Genomic DNA, 20,977 nt, shown 5'->3' with positions numbered 1-20,977 from the left:
TTTTCGAAAATTATAAAGTGACTCGCTCGATTTTGGTCGGTAATCCCTGTCTTGCCGCTGAGTCACTGTGAATCGCCACTACTTCACTAGACGACGTTTAGCCTCATTGGAATGGACCTCGTTCACTTCTAGCCGTGCTTTATTGCACTTGCCTACCGGTACCAGCTTACCGCTGGCAATATCCAGCACCAGAATTGGGTCTTCTTTGCCAAAAATCCTCTCCGCTAAAGGGTAAGCCGAGTTCGCTGGCGTGCAGGTACTCGCCGTAACGCGGATCCTGTCGATCGCTATGGATCAAGAAAGTTGTATTGCTGAAGCCTCGGTAACCCGCCACTTATGCCGCCATTGCCGATCGGTTAACTCAATCGGCTAATTGATTATCGGCTTTCAGGGGAATTCGCTTAGGCTGAGGTAATTGCACGGCGAGCTCTGGAATATGTAGCTGTGCGGCGATATAGCGAGTGAGCGCTGTTTCATCAATTTTACCATCTGCAGCTAAGTATTCATTTTGATGCTGGAACCACAGACTGGCAACTTGCAACTGTTGCGGTGAATAAGGGACTTGCACTGCAGATGCTTGCCAATACACCCCATTAAAGGTTTTACCATCGTCGCCTTTACCGTCGGTATATAACACCACATCTGCCAGCTGGTAGCCTTTACCGGACAGGTTGCCGTTGGGTTCCAGAATTACATGTACCACAGTTGCATTACGGTTGATCGCCATAGTGCGTGCCACCTTAATTGCGGTACCCAGGTACTGTTCATAGCTATTAGCGTAACCAGAGGTGATCACGACCCGCAGCTGTGGCCGACCAGAGCTGCTATCAAGCTTTGAACTTAATACTTCATAAGACATGGCACGCCTGGCAAGGGCTGCGATTTGGCTTGGCCAGCTACGATTTAAATCTGTGGCGGGAGGCCGTTGAGCAACCGGCAGTATTGGCTGGCTGTTAGTTGCTTTAGGCGTTGCCGGGCGGAAATTGTCCTTGCTTGGTGTCGAGGTAAAGTACAGCACCAATACGACTGCAATGGTAATAAACACAATAATACTAACTTGTATTGCTCGCTTATCCTGCATGTTTACTCCCGAGCTAGCGCTGGCGCCACATTACGGCTGCTATCGGCAACGGCTGATTATTTTGTGCTACCTGTGTATAATCGCGCCCCTGCCTGACGAACCGGTTCGATCGCTGAACCGAGACTATGTCCTATAAAGTCTATTCATTTTATAGAGCAGTGTACGGCACCTTACAATGAAAGTAGTAATGACACCAGGTATTTGAGGAACTTTGATAAGTGACAGATTACTCGGCTAAAACAGTAGCGGAATTGGCGAATCATCGTCGTTTTTCGGTTGCCCCGATGCTGGATTGGACTGACCGGCACTATCGATATTTTGCCCGGCTGATGTCGTCGCAAGCCCTGTTGTATACCGAAATGGTCACCACTGGTGCCATCCTGTTCGGTAAGGGGGATTACCTGGCATATAACGAAGCCGAACATCCGTTGGCGTTGCAGTTAGGTGGCAGCGATCCACAAGCGCTGGCACAATGCGCGCGTATTGCCGAAGAACGGGGCTATGATGAGGTGAATCTCAACGTTGGTTGTCCCTCTGACCGAGTGCAGAATGGTCGTTTTGGTGCCTGTTTGATGGCCGAACCATTGCTGGTGGCTGAATGTGTGCAAGCGATGCGGCAACAGGTCAGCATTCCGGTGACGGTGAAAACCCGCATCGGGATCGATGAACAGGATTCCTATCAATTTCTCACCGATTTTATTGGTCAGGTCAGCGACGCGGGCTGTGATACTTTTATCATCCATGCCCGCAAAGCCTGGTTGCAGGGGCTGAGTCCGAAAGAAAACCGGGAAATTCCACCGCTGGATTATCCGCGTGTGTATCAGCTCAAGTGCGATTTTCCAGCATTAAATATCAGTATTAATGGCGGTGTAAAAAGCTGGGACGATGTGACTGAACATCTGCAGCATCTCGATGGTGTCATGGTCGGACGCGAAGCCTATCAGAATCCCTATCTGTTAGCGGAAGTTGATCAACGACTGTTTGCGAGTAACAAAACGCCGTTGAGCCGTGATGAAGTTGTGGATGCGATATTGCCTTATGTTGCACAGCATTTGCAGTCTGGCGGTCGCCTTAACCATATCACCCGACACCTCACCGGACTTTATCAGGGCGTGGCGGGCGGACGCAGTTGGCGCCGCTATCTTAGTGAAAACGCACATAAACCTGACGCTGGCATCGAAGTCCTATTGGCTGCCAGAGATAGTGTTTATCAACGTTAAAGGCAAAATTTGGCGAAAAATGCTACAAATCTGGTAATTTTCGCCATTCTCTTCTTTTTCCTCATCTTCAGCTGTTATTTTTAGTTATATATTAAAAATAAAACTGTTAATAAACATATTGTTATCTGTTAATTATCAAGTTGGCACACAGCTTGAATTATCCTTTGCGAACGCTGAAACAATTCAGCTTAACTGGAAAAGGATGACAATCATGAAACGCTTAACTTCTACATTTGCAGTAAGTGCTATCTTGGCAGGAAGCTTGTTGTGTGGCACCGCCATGGCAGATGACACGCTGCCGAATCGTAATTCCGTATTAACTGCCGTAAGCACCACGTTGGCGGTTCAGGCTCAGGAGATGTTGCACAGTGCTAAGGCTGAAATCATGGCGTCTTTGCAACGTGATTTGAGTACCAGCATTGCGGCAGTATCCAGTGAACTGGTGCAGGAAACCACTGATGCCATCGCTGAAACTCCGGTGAACACTGTGGCGGTCGCTGAGGTTAACAGCGGCAAGTAATGATCAACAGAGACGGCTTTCGGAGTAACGAATGAAATTGGAACAACGTATGCGTAATCCCAGCAAGTGGTTGGGTGGTCTTTGTGGGCAGTTAGCCAGTGATCTTGGATGGTCTGTATTCTGGCTGCGGCTTAGCTGGGTGGTGATGACCTTACTATCACCACTGTGGGGTGTTGGTCTCTACGTCGTCGGTAGCGTGTTTTATCCTAAATTAAGGGCGTAATTATGTTGAAATATCGACGTTATCGACGGCGACCGCAAATACTGGTATGGGCATTTGTCGGACTCCTGATCATTGTTGCGATTACCGTGGGGCACAGTGGTGTCATGCTATTAGCTCATCCTTCAGAATTTTTCTGGCTCGACGATGGGATATGGAGTTTGTTGTTGGCCGGACTGACAGGGCTAATGATGTTGTTATGGGTGACGGCAGCATTCAGCATGATGGCTTTAGTCGTCGTTGCCTGTAGTGGCGCGGCCATAGTAATGCTGCTAAGTGGCTTCTCCTTATTATGGCCGGTGCTATTGCTATTCCTCGTGATTTGGGGTGTCGGTAAAACTTTGCAAAATGAGTTACAGGACTGACTTGACGGTTTTTTTACCAAGAATTGCCAAGTCAGTCCTGTGGATAGCTAACGCTGCAGGAATTTTAAGAAGATTTCCCGTGCTTGCGGACTCTGAAGTCGATCGGCAAAGTAACTTAGTTCCAGCTGCATCTGTTGTTGCAGTGATTGCTTTCCGACGCGCATTAGCGCTTTAGTTTGTTGCACTGCCAGAGGCGATTTGGCTGCAATAGCGCACGTCTGATTAAGTGCAAATTCATACAGTTCCGTAGCACTACAGACTCGATTCACCAACCCATAATGGCTTGCGACGGTGGCATCAAATGTCTCGCCCAACAACAGCAGTTCAGCGGCTTTTTGATAACCGACCAGGCGCGGTAATAACAGGCTGGCCCCAGCTTCAGGAACCAGTGCCAAATCGACAAAAGGCATTTTAAAACGTGCGGTTTCGTCGGCGTATACCAAATCACAATGTAGCAGCAAAGTCGTACCGATCCCGACCGCTACACCGCTGACCGCGGCAACTAGCGGTTTTTTTAGTTCTGTCAGACAATAAAGGAAACGAACGGCTGGATGTTCTGGTCCAAGATCAGGATGTTGCAGAAATTCCGCCACATCGTTACCTGAAGTGAAACAATCATGGCTACCACATAACAGGAATGCGTGGATGCCGTTGTCGGCGTCACCTTGGATCAGGTATTCTGTGAGCTGCCGGTACATAGCGAGGTCAATGGCGTTACGTTTGTCCGGGCGATTGAATTTAAGTACCCGTACTCCCTGCGTGTCGTGAACCTGAATTGTGGTCATGCTATCAGCCCCAATATTGGTGTGTCTGATTGGCAGTGTAAGACAAGCAATGCCAGATTCAAACAGTTGTTTGAGTTATATTATAAGGGTGTTGACTGGTCATGCACATTCCGGGGCCATTATTGCGTTATCCCGCAATACCCTTGTGCCACCAAAAGGAGAAAGCAAAGGATGCAAGCAAAATGGAAATATGCCACCGGCGTGGTGGCATTGGTAGCCGTCATCTTGTACGCGATAAGTGTCTGGTGGAGCGTTGAGCCAGATGTGCTGGAACCGCAGATGCTGAATGACAGTAAGGGGCAGCCAGTGATTGGTTATGCAACCACAACCGCGCTGATCGACACCATTGATACCTTACTCGATAAACCGGGTGGCTGGTTATCAAACGATGTGATGCCGCCATCGGTCATGATGGATAATATGCCGGCCTTTGAATTCGGCGCTTTGGAACAGATCCGCGATCTGGCGCTAGTGATGCGTAAAGAATTCAGCCGTTCCCAATCCCAATCAACCGCTGATAAAGACCTGCTCGAAGCCCATTCTAAGCTCAATATCGACCATACCAGCTGGTTAGTGCCGAGTGCTGAAAGTGAATACCGCGATGCGGTTAAACTGCTGAAACTGTATCGCGCTAGAATGGCGGACCCGCAGAATAATGACGCACAGTTTTATGCTCGGGCGGATAACCTCAATGAATGGTTGAAAGAGGTGCAAAAGCGCCTGGGCAGTTTGTCACAGCAATTGTCAGCCAGCGTCGGTCAGGAGCGTTTAAATACTGATTTGGCAGGTGATAGTGCCGCTCGGCAATCAACACCCTCTCACTCCAGTATCGAGGTTAAAACCAGCTGGTGGCAGATCGATGATGTGTTTTACGAAGCCCGTGGCTCTACCTGGGCGCTACTGAATTTTATGAAAGCCATTCAAGTGGACTTCGCTGATGTGTTGAAGAAGAAAAATGCTGAAGTTAGCTTGAGACAGATTATCCGTGAGTTGGAATCGACTCAGCAAACCGTGTGGAGCCCGATTATTCTCAACGGCTCAGGTTTCGGATTTGTGGCCAATCATTCACTGGTAATGGCCAATTACGTATCCCGCGCAAATGCGGCGGTAATTGATTTAACCAATCTACTATCACAAGGTTAAGGAATGAAAAAAACATTAATGGCTATGATCGTGCTGTCCTCTATGACAGCGGTATCCGCGCAGGCAGCCACAGTTCTGGGGTTTAAAGTCGGTGGTGATTTCTGGAATGCTGACGCCAGCGGTACCTTTGCTGAGAAGGGACAGGCGCAACAGGAATTTGGCTACGATTCTTCATCGCGTTATAGCTTGTGGTTGAATCTGGAGCATCCGATCCCGTTTTTGCCGAATTTAAAGATCCGCGAAAACCATCTGGAAGAAGATGGCAGTTTGTCTGCTGACAGTATGTCGTTTTCCGGGCTCACTTTTAATGGTGATACCAATGCCAATATCGATCTCGGTAATACGGATTTCATTGGTTACTATGAACTGCTAGATAACGATATTTTGTCTCTGGATGTTGGTGCTGCATATAAGAAGTTTGATGGTTCGTTTCGGGTTTATCAGGCCAGTAAGTCAACCACCATTGAGTTAACTAAAGGGGTGTTTATGGGGTATGCCAATGCGGAACTGGGCGTGCCCGGAACCGGTCTGTTTGCATACGCAGATGTTCTGGCCGGCATCGATGAGTCGAGTGTTTATGATTATCAGGTCGGTCTGGGCTGGCAGTTTGATGGTGTTGCTTTAGACACCCGTATCCATGCCGGTTACCGTAACTTCAAATTTGATGTGGATGACTTTGATGGTGTGACTGCCAATATGAAATTTGATGGCGTGTTCGCCGGTGTTGAATTAGTTTTCTAAGTTAATTGGTAAACGGCATAAAAAAACCGCCAAACGGCGGTTTTTTTATGTGTGCGAGCGCTTAAGGCTGCTGACGATTATCGGCCGTCAGCCCCTTATTAATGGCCATCACATCATCTTCGGTCAGCGTACCGGCAGCTTGTTTCAATGCCAGAATGGAGTTGATATAGCTGTAGCGCGCATCAGATAACTGACGTTTGGAATTATACAAGTTGTAGGTGCTATTGAGCACATCAACAATGGTACGCGTACCCACTTCAAACCCTGCCTGAGTGGCTTTCAGTGCACTTTCAGAAGAAACAACTGACTGCTCATAGGCTTTGATAGAACTAATAGACGCGTTGACGTTGTTGAAGTCGCTGCGAATATTTTTCACAACCAGACGGTAGTTCTGTTCCAGTAACTGATTGGCCTGAACGTAAGCATATTGTGCCTGTTTTACCTGAGAGGTTACTTTGAAACCTTCAAAGATAGGAACACTCATGGTGATGCCGACACTTTTGTTGTCATAGTCGGGAATATCATTTCCATAAGTCTGGGCATCGTAGGCCTTGGTGTATCCAGCATCCAAACTTAACGATGGGTAATGTCCGGCTTTATAGTAGGTAATGGTTTCTTTGGCGATATCTTTACCTAAACGATAACTCAACAGCGACAGACTATTTTGTTCTGCCAGATTTTGCCATTGCTGAGGAGTCGCCGGCGTCGGCATTGAGGCCGAGAAACGGTCAGTATCCAGTACCTTAAGATCGGTATGATCAACCCCTGTGATTTCGCGTAATGCCTCATAGCTGTTTGTCAGGCTATTCTGAGCGGTAATCACCGCCGCATTGGCCAGATCGTACTGCGCCTGAGCTTCATGCACATCGGTAATTGCGGTTAAGCCGACGGCAAAACGCTGTTTGGTCTGCTCTAACTGGCGTTCAATAGCGGTGCGCTCAGCGATTTGATACTCATAGGTATCTTTGGCTGACAACACGTCAAAATAGGCGGAAGTGACGCGGATGATCAGACTCTGCAAAGAAGCGGCATAGTCAGCATCGGCCTGCGCGGCAGTTTTCTCTGCCAGAGACAATCCCACCCAAACAGAATGATCGTAGATACTCTGACTGAGGGACAAGGTGCCAGTAAGACCGCGACTGTTGCCACTATAGCTATTCCAGGCTTTGCTATAGCCAATCTGCCCACTAATTGTTGGCAGCAATGAGGCGCGATTGACCTCAATCGCTTCATAAAGCTGATCACGTTGTGCTTTGGCCTGCAGAACGACAGGGTCACTCTTGAGAGCTTGCTGGTAAATCTGAAGCAAATCGTCGGCGTGAGCAGCATGAGCTGAAGCAGCGAGCGTTAACGCCGCGCATAAAGTGCGGATCTTGAATTTCATTAGCTGTCCTTATAGACAAACACCCTGTAAAGGTGGTTTAACTTCGTTAGACTGTTAATGCCTTAAAAAGGCGGTTTGCGCTTCCCGACGCTTCCCGATACAGCAAAACTTGTTGGCCGAAATACTAAAAACCATCTGATTTCCAGTCAACTCCGAAGTGTAACAGATTTTATTAATTAATGATGCCGCTTAATTGTGACGAAAACCTCGCGGTAAGCTGGAGCTCAGTTATGGCAGAGATGGGACGAAAATGAAACCTGAAAAATTCTCCAAGAACGATATTGAGATTTTAGGCAAAAGAACACTTTATTCTGGCTTCTTTTCTATGGAAGAATACCGCTTCCGTCATCGTTTGTTTGCTGGTGGCTGGAGTGGTGAGGTGCGTCGCGAAATTTTCGAGCGTGGTCATGCCGTTGTGGTACTGCCCTATGATCCCGTCTTGGATCAGGTAGTGTTAATCGAGCAATTACGTTTTCCGGCAGTAATGACCAGTGATTCTCCGTGGTTGCTGGAACTTGTGGCCGGTATGATCGACAGTGATGAGACACCTGAGCAAGTGGCGCGGCGAGAGTTGATGGAAGAAAGCGGTCTTACCGCGCGCAGTCTGCATGCCATCAGCAGTTATCTGTCGAGTCCCGGCGGCAGTACGGAACGATTTTACTTTTATTGGGCGGCAGTAGATGCCAGTGTCGCTGGCGGAATCCACGGGCTTGCTGCCGAACATGAAGATATCCGGGTTGTGGTGTTACCACGCCAACAAGCCTATGAAATGACAACTGATGGCCGCATCGACAACGTGTCGACCGCTTTGGGTCTGCAATGGTTACAACTTAACTACCAACAATTGATGGCTAGGGATGCAGAAAGCAAAAGATAAATACCAACCTGATGTCAGCCGATTTCTCGCATTATGTGGTCGGAATTATGCCCATATCGTGCGCTGGTTGCCGGAGTCTTGTGCCACTGGTGAGCAGTGGCAAGTCGAGGGCAGCTTCGGTTGCCTGGAGGTCAGTATTCTTGAAAATACGCCTTATACTCAAGTGGTTAGTATTGCCCGTCCGATGGGGCAGGATGGCGTAGTGCCGGTTCCTTGTGTGACGGTGAGAGTCTATCATGATGCTAAATTAGCAGAAGTGTTAAGCAGTCAACAGATTTCCCGATTACAGGCGGTGTATGATTATCCGAACCTGCATATGCATCATCGGAATGAAAAATATCAGGTTAACGCCTTTCTGGAGGAGTTGTTGAAAATCGACTGTCGTGCGCGCCTTGTTTGTCAGTCATAGTATTGGGTAATCAATGTGCTGAAAGAGGCTATCACTTATCGTATCCCAAAGGATCATTGCGTACGCTTAGTGCAGATTACCGATCCTCATCTGTTTGCCGATCCTGACGGGCATCTGTTGGGAGTCAACACGGCCAGCAGTTTTGAAGCCGTACTCAATACCATCGAAGCCCTCAGTTATCCCGCCGATATTTTGTTAGCCACAGGTGATCTCAGCCAGGATTTTTCCGGTGAGTCGTATCACAACTTCGTCAAAGCCATTGAGCCATTGAATCTCCCGTGCCATTACCTGCCGGGAAATCACGACGACCCACGGATCATGAGCCTGCATATGCAGGGAAAGCAAATCTTTGGTCAACGGCGGGTGCTGGCGGGAAATTGGCAGATAATTATGCTGGACTCGACGGTTCGCGGTCGTCCGGGGGGGCACCTGAGTGATGAAGAATTTGCCATTATTCAGAGCGCCATAGCCGCTGAGCCTGAACGTCACGCATTGCTGGTGATGCACCATAACCCGATAAAAGTTAATTGTGCCTGGTTAGATCAGCATTGGATGGATAATGGTGATCAATTTCTGGCGCAGATGGCAAAGTTGCCACAAGTAAAAGGGATGTTGTGGGGACATGTGCATCAGCAACTGGATAGTCTCTATCCTGGTGAACACCACAATATTGCATTAATGGCCACGCCATCAACCTGCATTCAGTTTAAGCCACAATCCCCTTATTTCGCCCTGGATTCCGTGCAACCGGGCTATCGTTTGCTGGAGCTGCGACCGGATGGTAGCATGCTGACCAATGTGTACCGTATTCCGGGAGAACGTTTCGCTCCCGACATTCAGGCGAGTGGTTACTGATTTATCCCCAGAGTAGCCGCTGTTGCGAGGATCTATGCTGCTCTACATTCATGGTTTTAACAGCTCTCCATTTTCCGATAAAGCCACGGTTACCCAAGCCTATATCAAGACGCATTTTCCAGAAACCAAGATGATAGTGCCGCAATTGCCTTCGTCGCCACAGGCCGCGATGGACTTGCTGCAACAGATTACTGAACAGGCGTTGGCTGATGGCGAAAAACTGTGTTTTATCGGTTCGTCACTTGGAGGCTATTTCGCCAGTTGGCTAGTACAACATTATGGTGGGCGGGCAGTGCTGGTAAATCCAGCAGTAAAACCCTATGAATTGTTTGAAGATTATCTTGGTCCACAAGTTAACCCCTACACCGGGGAACATTATGAATTACTGCCCGAGCACCAACAACAGTTGCGGCAATTTGATACGCCAGTCATTCTCAACCCTGATCGTTTTTTGGTACTGTTACAAACTGCCGATGAAGTACTGGATTATCGTCAGGCATTGGCTAAATACCATTGTTGTGAGATGCTGCTTGAGGCCGGTGGTAATCACAGCTTTGTGGGCTATGGCGATAAACTGGATACGGTGAGCCGATTTCTTTGCTTACCTTGACAATCAGATATGTGCGGCCCACGATGGCCTCAAAAAATAAAAAGTACGCGCTATGACAAATCAATATACCTCCGACGCCATTGAAGTTCTCAACGGACTTGATCCGGTAAAACGCCGTCCCGGTATGTACACGGATACCACCCGTCCCAACCATTTGGGACAGGAAGTGATCGACAACAGCGTCGATGAAGCGTTGGCTGGCTTTGCCAGTAAAATTGACGTGATTTTGTATCCCGATAACTCGCTGGAAGTCATAGATGATGGCCGTGGAATGCCAGTGGATATTCACCCGGAAGAAGGCATTCCTGGGGTTGAACTGATCCTCACCAAACTGCACGCCGGTGGTAAATTCTCGAATAAAAACTACCAATTTTCCGGTGGCTTGCACGGTGTTGGGATTTCGGTGGTCAATGCGTTATCCAAACGGGTTGAAGTGACAGTTCGCCGTGACGGTCAGGTCTATGATATTGCCTTTGAGCATGGCAATTGTGTTGAAGCGTTACATGTTACCGGCAGCTGTGGGCGTCGTAATACCGGTACACGTGTACAGTTCTGGCCAGAACCACAATATTTTGATTCTGCTAACTATTCCATCAGCAGGCTGACCCATTTGCTACGGGCTAAAGCAGTGCTGTGTCCGGGCTTACGCATTCGGTTTGTCAATAAACAGTCGGGTGAAGAGCTGGAATGGTTCTACGAAGCCGGTCTGACCGATTACATTAAGGATTCAATCAAAGATTCGGTCACCTTGCCGGAAGAGCCATTTGTTGGCAGCCTCAGTACAAAAATTGAAGCCGCCGACTGGGCCATTACATGGTTACCCGAAGGTGGTGAGTGCCTTAACGAAAGTTACGTTAACCTGATCCCTACGCCGCTGGGCGGAACTCACGTTAACGGGTTTCGCCAAGGGTTATTGGAATCCATGCGCGAGTTTTGTGAATTCCGCAATCTGATCCCGCGTGGCATTAAATTGAGCCCGGAAGATATCTGGGACAAAGCCTCATTCGTGCTGTCTGTGAAAATGCAGGACCCACAGTTTGCTGGACAGACCAAGGAGAAACTCTCCAGTCGGCAATGTGCCGCTTTCGTGTCCGGTATCGTGCGTGATGCGTTCAGCCTATGGCTGAACAGCCATACTGACCAAGCTGAACTGTTGGCCGAGATGTGCATCAATAATGCACAGAAACGGTTAAAGTCGGCGAAGAAAATTGCCCGTAAAAAAGTGACCGCTGGGCCAGCACTCCCGGGTAAATTGACCGATTGTACCAGTCAGGATAATGGCCGCACTGAGCTGTTTTTGGTGGAAGGGGATTCTGCGGGCGGTAGTGCCAAGCAGGCGCGTGATAAAGAGTTTCAAGCCATTATGCCGCTGCGCGGTAAGATCCTGAATACATGGGAAGTCGATGGTTCTCAGGTGCTAGGTTCACAGGAAGTACACGATATTTCAGTCGCTATCGGTTGTGATCCCGATAGTGATGACATTTCAGAGTTGCGCTATGGCAAAATTTGCGTGCTAGCGGATGCCGACTCGGATGGACTGCATATTGCTACGCTGCTCTGCGCATTATTCCTAAAGCATTTTAAAGTGTTAGTAGAACAAGGACATATCTACATTGCGATGCCACCGCTTTTCCGTATAGATATTGGCAAAGAGGTGTATTACGCACTGGATGAAGAAGAAAAACAAAGCATCCTCAGCCGCATTGCGGCAGATAACAAAAAAGGCAAAGTGCAAGTGACCCGATTTAAAGGGCTGGGTGAGATGAACCCTCTGCAGCTCAGGGAAACCACCATGGATCCTAACACCCGCCGCTTGGTGCAGATGACCATTGATGATGCCGATGAAACTGTGGCATTGATGGATATGCTGTTATCCAAAAAGCGAGCCGGGGATCGCAAATCTTGGCTGGAAACTAAGGGAGATCTGGCCGAGTTTTGATGTCGCAAATGCCTGAAAATAAGAGCAAAGGCAAGGTTATGATGAATTTCTGTAACAGAATCGGCAGGAACGCCGGTGCAGGTTTGTTACTGCTGGGAACCGCCTTGAGTTGCGGGACTGCCAATGCAGCGCAGTCTGTTGTGATTATGGTAACTAAGGGGTTTGGCGTATCTCTGTATGCTACCGAATTAGGTGATGCAAAGCAGATCGTGGTTGGCGATCAGGGCACGCTGTTTGTGGGCTCCCGTAAGAGTGGCACCATTACCGCATTGGTTGACAGCAATAATGATGGCCGAGTCGACCGACGTTATCTGGTCGCTAAAGATCTGGATTATCCGGAAGCGTTAGCATTTCATAATGGGGATCTCTACGCTGCGCTGGAAGATCGTATTGTTGTATTCAATAACATCGAACAACGCCTAAAGCGGCCCAGTCGCCCAAGGGAAGTCTATGACCGACTACCAGGTAAGGGTAACAAAAGTATCCGCGGTATAAAATTCGGCCCCGATGGTCGGTTATACGTTTCGATAAGTGCACCGTGTAATGTCTGCGAACCTATTGCGCCGTTTGGCAGTATCATCGCGATCGATCTTGACTCTGGTGAGTCACAACAAATTGCCACGGGCATCCGTCAGGTGGTCGGTTTTGACTGGAATCCAGTGAATGGCAAGCTGTGGTTTGCCGATAGTAGCCGTGATTGGATGGGGGATAACATCCCACCAGATGAAATTAACCGCATCGATAGACCCGGAGAGCACTTTGGTTTTCCCTATATCCATGGCAAAGATATAAAAGAACCCGCCTACGAAAAGCCGAAAAACCTAACGGTAGAGCCGCCAGTGTTTGAATTGCCTGCCCATGTTGCACCAATGGGCTTGTTGTTTTATATCGGTAACCAGTTTCCAGCCGAATATCATAATCAGATGCTGGTGGCTGAGAATGGTTCGTGGAACCGCTCCAGCAAGGTGGGCTACCAGGTCGTTTTATTAAAAATGGACGGTGATAAAGTCGTCAGCCGTTCAACACTATTGAGTTTCCTTGACGGTGAATTTCCGATGGCGCGTCCCTACTCATTGGCGATGGCACCGGATGGCTCCGTATATATCTCTGACGATTTGAAAGGCAACATTTATCGCCTGTTTTATAAAGGCAATGATGCAGATGAAGCTGATGAATAACAATCATAACCCGGCACAGGAAGACAATCATGAGTGATCCTCTGGCCCTGAGTATGGATGGTGTGGAACAGATCCCACTCCGGCGTTTCACCGAAGATGCTTATCTCAATTATTCCATGTATGTCATCATGGACCGGGCATTGCCGCATATCGGCGATGGCCTGAAGCCGGTACAGCGGCGCATCATCTATGCGATGAGCGAACTTGGACTGTCCGCTGCTGCTAAATACAAAAAATCCGCGCGTACTGTAGGTGACGTGCTGGGTAAATATCATCCGCATGGCGACAGCGCTTGTTATGAAGCGATGGTACTGATGGCACAACCATTTACGTATCGCTATCCACTGGTGGATGGACAGGGTAACTGGGGGGCGCCAGATGATCCGAAGTCATTCGCTGCCATGCGTTATACCGAAGCACGTTTGTCACGATTCTCCGAAGTGTTATTGAGTGAACTGGGGCAGGGAACGGTTGACTGGGGCACTAACTTCGATGGCACCTTAAAAGAACCACTGGTAATGCCAGCGCGGTTACCGCATATCCTGCTCAATGGCATCACGGGGATTGCGGTGGGGATGGCAACCGATATTCCACCGCATAATGCGCGGGAGCTGGCTCACGCCTGTATTGAGTTACTGGACAATCCTGGCGCGGATTTACCACGGTTGATGGAGTTTGTGCCAGGACCTGATTATCCAACAGAAGCTGAAATCATTACCCCGCCGGATGAAATTGGCAAAATCTATGAATCCGGTCGCGGCACTATCAAAGCTCGTGCTGTTTATAGCGTGGAAGATGGCGAAATTGTTGTCACTGCGCTGCCGCATCAGTCCAGCTCCAGCAAAATTCTGGAACAGATCGCGGCACAGATGCAGGCGAAAAAGTTGCCAATGGTGACAGATTTACGCGATGAGTCTGACCATGAAAATCCGGTACGACTGGTCATTGTCCCACGCTCAAACCGGGTCGATTGTGCTCAATTGATGGCGCACCTGTTTGCCACCACCGATTTGGAAAAAGGTTATCGGGTCAACCTCAACGTACTGGGCTTAGATGGGCGACCACAAGTTAAGGGACTTAAACAATTACTGACCGAGTGGCTGAGTTTTCGTACCACTACCGTACGTCGTCGGCTTGAGTTCCGCTTAGACAAGGTATTGTCTCGCTTACATATTCTTGAAGCATTGATGATTGCCTTCCTCAATATTGATGAAGTGATTGAGATTATCCGTTTCAACGATGAGCCTAAAGCGGAACTGATGCGTCGTTTCAGTTTGAGTGATAAGCAGGCAGAAGCGATCCTGGAATTGAAACTGCGTCATTTAGCCAAACTGGAAGAGATGAAAATCCGTGGTGAACAAGACGAGCTGGAAAAAGAACGCGAACAACTGCAGCTATTACTGAGCTCAGAACGGCGCTTGAAGACGCTCATCAAAAAAGAGTTACAGGCTGATGCCGACACTTATGGTGATGATCGCCGTTCACCATTGGTGGTGCGCGCAGAGTCCAAAGCGCTGTCAGAACAGGAACTGGTACCGACCGAGCCGGTAACCGTGGTCCTTTCTGAAAAAGGCTGGGTACGCTGTGCCAAAGGTCATGATATTGATGCCGAGGGCTTGTCTTATAAAGCAGGAGATAGCTTCTTATGTGCCGCAATGGGACGGAGCAATCAACCCAGTGTGTTCATTGACGGCTCTGGCCGGGCATTTTCTACGGAGACCCATACTCTGCCATCGGCGCGAAGTCAGGGCGAACCTATCACTACACGTTTTAACCTGGTGCCGGGTGAGACGATGGAACATGTGTTGTTAGGTGATGATGACAACAAGTTTCTGCTGGCGAGTGATGCTGGTTATGGCTTTATCTGTGAATTCAAAGAGATGGTATCGCGCAATAAAGCCGGTAAAGCGCTATTGAGCTTGCCATCAAATGCGAAAGTCTTAACGCCACAACGCTTGGACAAAGGCGTAGATTATTCGATTTTGGCGATCACCAACGAAGGCCGTATGTTGCTGTTTTCCGTAGATGCGTTACCGCAATTGTCTAAGGGCAAAGGTAACAAGATTATCGGCATTCCATCAGAGCGTGCCAAACTGCGTGAGGAGTTACTGACGCACCTGTATCTGGTGCCCAGCGGTAGCAGTGTGACGCTTTGGGCTGGCAAGCGGAAGCTGACACTGAAGAGCAGTGATCTGGAATATTATCGTGGTGAACGCGGTCGTCGTGGTGCGAAGTTGCCACGAGGATTACAACGAGTCGATAGCGTCGAGGTAAGCCAGGATTCGTTACCAGATGAGAGTAACGTCACCACCGATGATAGTGACGTTTAATTAAGATTAAAAAGCCGCTGTCACAGCGGCTTTTTATGGGCACTAGTGCAATTAAGCAACTTCGTAATAATTAGGTTCCACATCCAACTGTTGCTGAATGATCTGCATTGCCATGCGGGTACATTTACCGCACTGATCGCCCACGCCTAGACGCTGGCGAACCTCTTTAAGACTGGTATCTCCTTGGCTGACGGCCTGTCTGATCTGGGTATCCGTAATTGCGTGACACAGACAAACGTACATAACTGCTGAACTCCAGAACCTACGCATTAATACTGTAGTTATTATAAATAAAAATAGTTCTCAATAACAATAATAATTGACTAATTTTTAGTCTGGATCACAGTTGGTAGCTGTTCGTAAGCCTGAATTTTAATGAAATCATATAATTAATTTCAGGCGCTAACTGAAGGATGTCACCTTTGGCAAGATTGACAAACATCAGCAGATGTCAGTAGCCACGCTTGAAATCAATCTGATACTGCAAGGGGGACTGCTGACGCCAGCGTGAATAGTTGTCAGCGAAAATTTCTACCACTTGCTGCGGAAAACTGGGTGCGGAAATATGTGGGGTAATAATCGCGTTGGACATCTGCCATAAGCGCTGATGTGGTGGCAACGGTTCTTGAGGAAATACGTCCAGTATCGCTGTGATATCCGAGCGTTCTGAAAGTAGTTGTGTCAGCGCTTCCAGATCGATTGCACTGCCGCGTCCGACATTAAATAGTATGGCCCCCTGTTTGAGATAACGCAGTCGCTCAGCATCAAGAATGTCAGTACTGGCTGGCGATGCAGGCAGGGTGTTGACAACTACATCGGCTTGCGGCAAAGCATCATTGAGTTGTTGGTTGGTGATAATTCGATCAAATGCGGCTGGCTGCTTGCCGCTCAGGTTCATGCCAACAGTATGCATGCCAAAATGTTTGGCGGTGGCCGCCACATGGCTACCGATAGAGCCGGTGCCAAGCAGCAATATTTGTTGCCCTTGCAGGCTCTGATAGTTACCTGGTTGCCACAATTGCTGCTGCTGTTGCTGCCGATAAAGCTGTTGCTGGCGGCAGTGAGCCAACAGATAGCCAAAGATATATTCACTCATTAATGGGCCAAAAATTCCCTTAATGTTTGTGAGTTGGTAATCACTACGGCGCTTAGGCCCTAACAATTTATCAACGCCGGCAAAGGTGGATTGCAGCCACTGTAACTGATGGGCATGCGGCAATAATGGCAGTGCTAGCGCGGGTTCTGCCAGCCAGATATCTGCCTCTGCAATCGCCGCAGGCGAATCATCCACAAGCTGTAACTCGGGGAGTACCAGTTGTTCTAGCAACGGCAGATAACGATGATTTTCCCGGGTAAGTAATAGTAACTTGTGAACCATATCCGATACCTATATGCTGACAGTTATCTGCCACAACTCGCTGTTAATAAATGCATTATCTTGTTGAATATCTGACCAAATTCGGCAGCATGTTACATCCTTGGCTCAGTGAAATTGCCACTGCCATGGTTGCCTGCATTGTACTGGTGTTCGGTGCCGACGTTAACCGTTGGTTACGACGTCAGTTGGGCGCCCGCAATTTCGTGGTCCGGACGTTGATTTTTATCGTCGTCAATGCCTTTGGTTATGGCATGTTAATAGTCACCGTCAGCCCGTGGCTAGCTAGGCAATTAGCACATATGCCGGCGATGTGGATGTTTTTACTGGTGACGATCACTTTCATTTTGGTCGGCAGCTGGGCTCAGCGAAATAATCAAAGCTGAGTTTACTCAAACCAATCGCTGTAATCTCGGGTGGAGGGCTCCGCCAGCACCTGCCGCGCTTTATCCGGGAAATTACTGAAAATGCCATCCACACCTAACTGTTTTAGCGCACGGATATCATCAATATCGTCGACGGTGTAGACATGAACCTTTAAGCCACGCTGATGGGCATCGGCCAGCAATTGATGACTAATAAAGTTGATGTCCAGATGCAAGGCTACTGCGTCCAATGTACTGGCGCAGGCGGCTAAATCTTCCGGAATACTGGCAAGTAATGGGGCAACATGCGCTTGCCCAAACTGCTGCTTCACTTGTCTGAGATAGGGATGGTTGAAGGAGGAGATCAGTAGCTGTTCAGGTTGATAGCCCAACTCACTCAGATAGCTTGGATATTGTTTGAGAAATGGCGCAACACAACCAATGCCTTTCAGTTCGATATTCACCTGCAATCTATGATCAAGCGCCTGCAACACTTGTCGCAGTGTGGGAATAACCTCACCGCCCACCCGTAATTCGGCAACTTCCTGTAAACTCTTACGGTGGATCAGACCACTACCACTGCTTTTATGGGCCAGTTGCCGGTCATGAAATACCAGCAACTCACCTTCCACACTGTGAACATCTAACTCTACTGCATCCGCGCCTAATTCCAGCGCCAGCAGCATGGCTTTTATCGTGTTTTCCGGCGCATAACCGCTGGCACCTCGATGCGCAAATACCAACATAATCAGTTTCTCACAACAACAGCGGCAAAATTGATTCAGCCATAAATCCGATTAGATTTCAGTCAGATCCGTAATGTTTGCAAAAGGTGCTCCCATTCGGGTGACTGCTTCGGGTGCCACACCATCGGCAAATGCAGCGAGTGCATCTTTAGCAAATAACAATACCACAGTACTGCCAAGCTTAAAGCGTCCCATTTCCTGGCCTTTGGCGAGTTTTATCGCTTCATCACCCTGAACGTCATAGTCCCAGACAAACACCTTTTTACCCGTAGGTGGCGTTACGGTTCCGGCCCAGACAGTCTCAATACTGGCAACAATCGTGGCACCTACCAGCACCATGGCCATTGGTCCGATAGCCGTTTCAAAAATGGCGACTACTCGTTCATTGCGTGCAAACAATCCTGGGACATTGCGCGCCGTCAGTGGATTTACCGAAAACAGCTCCCCCGGGACATAAATCATTTTTGACAATACGCCATCAAACGGCATGTGGATCCGGTGATAATCCTTGGGCGCAAGATATATCGTGGCGAAGTCACCATCATAAAAACGGTCAGCGACATCCTGCTTGCCACCGAGTAATGCTAACGCACTGTAATCATGTCCTTTGGCTTGAATAATTCGACCATCAACAATTGCGCCACACTGACTGACAGTCCCATCAACCGGATGCGCCAGTTGCTGTGGGTCTTCGCAGAGTGGACGAACGCCAGATTTCAATGCGCGCGTAAAGAAGGCATTAAAACTACGGTAGTCTTCGGCTTCTGGCTGCTGAGCTTCTGCCATATTAATGCCATAGTGTTTGATAAACCAACGGATAGCCACGGTTGTCAGTTTGCCAGCTTCTGCTGCCGCCAGTTTGCCGACTGCTCTTGAGAGCAAGTGTTTGGGCAACAGATATTGCAGTGCAATCTTCAGCTTGTCCAATATTTGAATTCCTTGTTAACGAAGTTTAAAAATCATCGACGCCGGCCCTGAACTGGCGCGCATGGCGCTGTTCACTGAGACTGGCAATAATTCGGTGATAATTGTTAAAGCGATCCCGGGCAATTTTGCCTTGCTCGACCGCTTCTCGCAATCGGCAACCTGGGTCATCAAGATGTTTGCAGTCACGAAATTTACAGCCACCCAAGTGATCTCTAAATTCGACAAAGCACCAGCTCACGCGTTCAGCTGTCAGATGCCACAGTGCAAATTCCCTGACGCCAGGAGAATCAATTAAATCGCCCCCGGATGGCAGATGCAGTAACCTTGAGGCCGTGGTGGTGTGTTGTCCCAGACCGGAATTATCCGACACATCACCTATGAGCAACTGGGCATCTGGCAGCACACAGTTAATCAACGAGGATTTGCCCACCCCTGATTGGCCGGTAAAAATACTGACTTTGTCATCCAGCAACGACTGCAACTCTTCAATCCCGGCACCGGTGCGACTGCTGACTTCATAGACCTGATAGCCAATTGCCCGATAACGTACTAACGCTTGGTCGATTTCGGTGGCCATCTCTTCGGTCAGCAGATCGATTTTGTTCAGGACAATAACAGGTGGAATCCCACAGTCTTCTGCGGCGACCAGATAACGATCAATAATCTGCGTGGAAAATACCGGCACTACGGATGATACAATCAGGATCTGGTCAATATTGGCGGCGACGACTTTCACTCCATCATAGAGATCTGGTCGGGTAAGTGTCGAGCGTCGAGGATGTACGGCTTCGACGACTCCGGCAATCGTATGGCTTGGGTCCGTCGCCGGTCGCATCACTACTTTATCGCCACAAACCAGGCTGCCGATGGTTCGACGCAAGTTGCAGCGGATCAGTTCTCCGCCAGTTGTTTCCACATCAGCGTGTTGACCAAAACGGGAGATGACAGTGCCTTCCTGTTCTGGCCCTAGCAGGCTGTCCTGAAATTCAGTGGCGGATTCTTCAGTATTGTTACCGCGTTGCAATCGTTTTTCGTGATTTGCTTTCATGCGGCGCAATTGGCCGTGGGTCAGTTTCTTTTTGCTCACGGATACCTTGGTTTGTTGGGAACTGTTAAAAAGCAGTATGATACACGGTCTTGAATAAAAAAGCCTGAATATGGCGGTTAGGAGAAGGGCGCACTATGGCAGCCAATGCAGAAAACCTGATTTGGATAGATTTGGAAATGACCGGTCTGGAACCGGAAACTGACCGGATAATTGAAATTGCGACACTGGTGACAGATAAAGAGTTGAATGTTGTTGGTGAAGGGCCAGTGATTGCTATCCATCAAACTGATGCGGTGTTGGCTGCGATGGATGATTGGAATCAACAGCATCATGGGGCGTCCGGTCTGATTGCGCGGGTGAAAGCCAGTCAATACAGTGAGCAGGATGCCATACGAGAAACCATTGCGTTTTTACAAAATTATGTGCCGAAAGGGGCATCGCCTATGTGCGGTAATAGCATTGGCCAGGACCGACGGTTTCTGAACAAGTACATGCGAGAGCTGGAAGAGTATTTCCATTATCGAAACATAGATGTGAGCACAATCAAGGAATTAGTGCGGCGCTGGCAACCGGAAATCATGAAGGATTTTAACAAGCAAAATACGCATCAGGCATTGCAGGATATTCAGGAGTCTATTGCCGAGCTGAAGTTTTATCGGCAGCGGGTATTTAAAATTTGACCGTTTGGCAGATAATTGTTGTCAGGGGGGTTGCAGGGGTTAGAAATTTGCCTATAATGCGGCCTCACCTTCCCGCTGGTTGATAACGCTAGCAGGAATACGGTGCGACATTAGCTCAGTTGGTAGAGCGATACCTTGCCAAGGTATAGGTCACCGGTTCGAACCCGGTATGTCGCTCC

23 protein-coding genes and 1 tRNA gene are annotated in these 20,977 nt (G+C 48.7%); 16 read left to right on the top strand and 8 right to left on the bottom strand.

Annotated features, from left to right (window positions below):
- Positions 1-361 precede the first annotated feature (361 nt).
- Entirely contained in the window at positions 362-1,081 is a 720-nt protein-coding gene (locus PY479_RS07390; protein ID WP_275483366.1) for a hypothetical protein, read from the bottom strand.
- 218 nt (positions 1,082-1,299) lie between these two features.
- Here PY479_RS07390 and dusA point away from each other — a divergent pair, with 218 nt between their 5' ends.
- From dusA to PY479_RS07370, 4 genes are all read left to right on the top strand, one after another.
- Entirely contained in the window at positions 1,300-2,301 is a 1,002-nt protein-coding gene (gene dusA / locus PY479_RS07385) for a tRNA dihydrouridine(20/20a) synthase DusA (RefSeq protein WP_275483365.1), read from the top strand.
- A 211-nt stretch (positions 2,302-2,512) separates the two neighbouring features.
- Entirely contained in the window at positions 2,513-2,821 is a 309-nt protein-coding gene (locus tag PY479_RS07380) for a hypothetical protein (protein WP_275483364.1), read from the top strand.
- Between the two features lie 31 nt (positions 2,822-2,852).
- Complete coding sequence (locus PY479_RS07375) at positions 2,853-3,044, top strand: PspC domain-containing protein (RefSeq protein ID WP_212594444.1); 192 nt, start codon at positions 2,853-2,855, stop codon at positions 3,042-3,044.
- Between the two features lie 2 nt (positions 3,045-3,046).
- On the top strand, positions 3,047-3,406 hold the full coding sequence (locus PY479_RS07370; RefSeq protein WP_275483363.1) for a hypothetical protein: 360 nt from the start codon (positions 3,047-3,049) through the stop codon (positions 3,404-3,406).
- Between the two features lie 47 nt (positions 3,407-3,453).
- Here the strand turns inward: PY479_RS07370 and PY479_RS07365 are convergent, their stop codons facing one another.
- Positions 3,454-4,191: an enoyl-CoA hydratase gene (locus PY479_RS07365; protein ID WP_212594442.1), complete on the bottom strand. Its 738-nt coding sequence runs from the start codon at positions 4,189-4,191 to the stop codon at positions 3,454-3,456.
- A gap of 171 nt (positions 4,192-4,362) precedes the next feature.
- On the opposite strand from PY479_RS07365, the gene PY479_RS07360 reads away from it, so the two are divergent.
- On the top strand, positions 4,363-5,334 hold the full coding sequence (locus PY479_RS07360) for a DUF2333 family protein (RefSeq protein WP_212594441.1): 972 nt from the start codon (positions 4,363-4,365) through the stop codon (positions 5,332-5,334).
- Positions 5,335-5,337: 3 nt separating this feature from the next.
- Positions 5,338-6,075 (top strand): TIGR04219 family outer membrane beta-barrel protein, encoded by a 738-nt coding sequence (locus tag PY479_RS07355; RefSeq protein WP_275483362.1) that lies wholly within the window; start codon positions 5,338-5,340, stop codon positions 6,073-6,075.
- 61 nt (positions 6,076-6,136) lie between these two features.
- Here the strand turns inward: PY479_RS07355 and tolC are convergent, their stop codons facing one another.
- Entirely contained in the window at positions 6,137-7,459 is a 1,323-nt protein-coding gene (gene tolC, locus PY479_RS07350) for an outer membrane channel protein TolC (protein ID WP_212594439.1), read from the bottom strand.
- A gap of 250 nt (positions 7,460-7,709) precedes the next feature.
- Between tolC and nudF the strand changes: the two genes are divergently transcribed.
- The 7 genes from nudF to parC are packed head-to-tail and all read left to right on the top strand — an operon-like array spanning position 7,710 to position 15,657.
- Positions 7,710-8,336: an ADP-ribose diphosphatase gene (gene nudF, locus PY479_RS07345; protein WP_212594438.1), complete on the top strand. Its 627-nt coding sequence runs from the start codon at positions 7,710-7,712 to the stop codon at positions 8,334-8,336.
- Positions 8,317-8,745, top strand: coding sequence for a DUF1249 domain-containing protein (locus tag PY479_RS07340; protein ID WP_275483361.1), 429 nt, complete (start codon positions 8,317-8,319; stop codon positions 8,743-8,745). The genes nudF and PY479_RS07340 overlap by 20 nt, the downstream gene beginning before the upstream one ends.
- 15 nt (positions 8,746-8,760) lie before the next feature.
- Positions 8,761-9,600: a 3',5'-cyclic-AMP phosphodiesterase gene (gene cpdA / locus PY479_RS07335; RefSeq protein ID WP_212594436.1), complete on the top strand. Its 840-nt coding sequence runs from the start codon at positions 8,761-8,763 to the stop codon at positions 9,598-9,600.
- Between the two features lie 34 nt (positions 9,601-9,634).
- Positions 9,635-10,210, top strand: a complete 576-nt coding sequence (locus PY479_RS07330) for a YqiA/YcfP family alpha/beta fold hydrolase (protein ID WP_212594435.1) — start codon at positions 9,635-9,637, stop codon at positions 10,208-10,210.
- Between the two features lie 52 nt (positions 10,211-10,262).
- Complete coding sequence (parE, locus tag PY479_RS07325) at positions 10,263-12,149, top strand: DNA topoisomerase IV subunit B (RefSeq protein ID WP_275483360.1); 1,887 nt, start codon at positions 10,263-10,265, stop codon at positions 12,147-12,149.
- Between the two features lie 38 nt (positions 12,150-12,187).
- Positions 12,188-13,327: a PQQ-dependent sugar dehydrogenase gene (locus tag PY479_RS07320; RefSeq protein ID WP_228730354.1), complete on the top strand. Its 1,140-nt coding sequence runs from the start codon at positions 12,188-12,190 to the stop codon at positions 13,325-13,327.
- Positions 13,328-13,356: 29 nt separating this feature from the next.
- Complete coding sequence (gene parC / locus PY479_RS07315; RefSeq protein WP_212594433.1) at positions 13,357-15,657, top strand: DNA topoisomerase IV subunit A; 2,301 nt, start codon at positions 13,357-13,359, stop codon at positions 15,655-15,657.
- 51 nt (positions 15,658-15,708) lie between these two features.
- On the opposite strand, the gene PY479_RS07310 is transcribed toward parC, so the two are convergent.
- Together PY479_RS07310 and PY479_RS07305 are read right to left on the bottom strand one after the other, a co-directional pair.
- The gene (locus PY479_RS07310; RefSeq protein ID WP_212594432.1) at positions 15,709-15,900 is read right to left on the bottom strand and encodes a bacterioferritin-associated ferredoxin; all 192 of its coding nucleotides are present in this window, start codon (positions 15,898-15,900) and stop codon (positions 15,709-15,711) included.
- A 208-nt stretch (positions 15,901-16,108) separates the two neighbouring features.
- Positions 16,109-17,035: a D-2-hydroxyacid dehydrogenase gene (locus PY479_RS07305; protein ID WP_275483359.1), complete on the bottom strand. Its 927-nt coding sequence runs from the start codon at positions 17,033-17,035 to the stop codon at positions 16,109-16,111.
- 50 nt (positions 17,036-17,085) lie between these two features.
- Here PY479_RS07305 and PY479_RS07300 point away from each other — a divergent pair, with 50 nt between their 5' ends.
- Positions 17,086-17,418, top strand: a complete 333-nt coding sequence (locus PY479_RS07300) for a DUF3392 domain-containing protein (protein ID WP_212594430.1) — start codon at positions 17,086-17,088, stop codon at positions 17,416-17,418.
- Between the two features lie 2 nt (positions 17,419-17,420).
- Here PY479_RS07300 and PY479_RS07295 read toward each other — a convergent pair whose 3' ends face one another.
- Genes PY479_RS07295 through rsgA form a run of 3 tightly spaced genes read right to left on the bottom strand, consistent with a single transcriptional unit; the run spans position 17,421 to position 20,157 of the window.
- A complete protein-coding gene (locus tag PY479_RS07295; RefSeq protein WP_212594429.1) occupies positions 17,421-18,143 on the bottom strand; it encodes a glycerophosphodiester phosphodiesterase in 723 nt (240 codons plus the stop codon).
- A gap of 51 nt (positions 18,144-18,194) precedes the next feature.
- Entirely contained in the window at positions 18,195-19,070 is an 876-nt protein-coding gene (gene asd, locus PY479_RS07290) for an archaetidylserine decarboxylase (protein WP_212594428.1), read from the bottom strand.
- A 25-nt stretch (positions 19,071-19,095) separates the two neighbouring features.
- Positions 19,096-20,157: a small ribosomal subunit biogenesis GTPase RsgA gene (gene rsgA / locus PY479_RS07285; protein ID WP_212594427.1), complete on the bottom strand. Its 1,062-nt coding sequence runs from the start codon at positions 20,155-20,157 to the stop codon at positions 19,096-19,098.
- Between the two features lie 95 nt (positions 20,158-20,252).
- Between rsgA and orn the strand changes: the two genes are divergently transcribed.
- Both orn and PY479_RS07275 read left to right on the top strand, forming a co-directional pair.
- Positions 20,253-20,798: an oligoribonuclease gene (orn, locus tag PY479_RS07280; protein ID WP_212594426.1), complete on the top strand. Its 546-nt coding sequence runs from the start codon at positions 20,253-20,255 to the stop codon at positions 20,796-20,798.
- A gap of 104 nt (positions 20,799-20,902) precedes the next feature.
- Positions 20,903-20,975: transfer RNA gene (locus tag PY479_RS07275), tRNA-Gly, on the top strand.
- The last annotated feature ends 2 nt before the right edge of the window (positions 20,976-20,977 follow it).

Origin of the sequence: Shewanella sp. A32, assembly GCF_029167175.1 — a bacterium.
Lineage (GTDB): Bacteria > Pseudomonadota > Gammaproteobacteria > Enterobacterales > Shewanellaceae > Shewanella > Shewanella yunxiaonensis.
This window is presented reverse-complemented; position numbering and strand designations above follow the sequence as displayed.

Coding starts and splice junctions, on each gene's coding strand:
- PY479_RS07390 (WP_275483366.1), bottom strand. CDS start 1,081: ATGCAGGATAAGCGAGCAATACAAGTTAGTATTATTGTGTTTATTACC.
- PY479_RS07380 (WP_275483364.1), top strand. CDS start 2,513: ATGAAACGCTTAACTTCTACATTTGCAGTAAGTGCTATCTTGGCAGGA.
- PY479_RS07375 (WP_212594444.1), top strand. CDS start 2,853: ATGAAATTGGAACAACGTATGCGTAATCCCAGCAAGTGGTTGGGTGGT.
- PY479_RS07370 (WP_275483363.1), top strand. CDS start 3,047: ATGTTGAAATATCGACGTTATCGACGGCGACCGCAAATACTGGTATGG.
- PY479_RS07365 (WP_212594442.1), bottom strand. CDS start 4,191: ATGACCACAATTCAGGTTCACGACACGCAGGGAGTACGGGTACTTAAA.
- PY479_RS07360 (WP_212594441.1), top strand. CDS start 4,363: ATGCAAGCAAAATGGAAATATGCCACCGGCGTGGTGGCATTGGTAGCC.
- PY479_RS07355 (WP_275483362.1), top strand. CDS start 5,338: ATGAAAAAAACATTAATGGCTATGATCGTGCTGTCCTCTATGACAGCG.
- tolC (WP_212594439.1), bottom strand. CDS start 7,459: ATGAAATTCAAGATCCGCACTTTATGCGCGGCGTTAACGCTCGCTGCT.
- nudF (WP_212594438.1), top strand. CDS start 7,710: ATGAAACCTGAAAAATTCTCCAAGAACGATATTGAGATTTTAGGCAAA.
- PY479_RS07340 (WP_275483361.1), top strand. CDS start 8,317: ATGCAGAAAGCAAAAGATAAATACCAACCTGATGTCAGCCGATTTCTC.
- PY479_RS07330 (WP_212594435.1), top strand. CDS start 9,635: ATGCTGCTCTACATTCATGGTTTTAACAGCTCTCCATTTTCCGATAAA.
- parE (WP_275483360.1), top strand. CDS start 10,263: ATGACAAATCAATATACCTCCGACGCCATTGAAGTTCTCAACGGACTT.
- PY479_RS07320 (WP_228730354.1), top strand. CDS start 12,188: ATGATGAATTTCTGTAACAGAATCGGCAGGAACGCCGGTGCAGGTTTG.
- parC (WP_212594433.1), top strand. CDS start 13,357: ATGAGTGATCCTCTGGCCCTGAGTATGGATGGTGTGGAACAGATCCCA.
- PY479_RS07310 (WP_212594432.1), bottom strand. CDS start 15,900: ATGTACGTTTGTCTGTGTCACGCAATTACGGATACCCAGATCAGACAG.
- PY479_RS07305 (WP_275483359.1), bottom strand. CDS start 17,035: ATGGTTCACAAGTTACTATTACTTACCCGGGAAAATCATCGTTATCTG.
- PY479_RS07300 (WP_212594430.1), top strand. CDS start 17,086: ATGCATTATCTTGTTGAATATCTGACCAAATTCGGCAGCATGTTACAT.
- PY479_RS07295 (WP_212594429.1), bottom strand. CDS start 18,143: ATGTTGGTATTTGCGCATCGAGGTGCCAGCGGTTATGCGCCGGAAAAC.
- orn (WP_212594426.1), top strand. CDS start 20,253: ATGGCAGCCAATGCAGAAAACCTGATTTGGATAGATTTGGAAATGACC.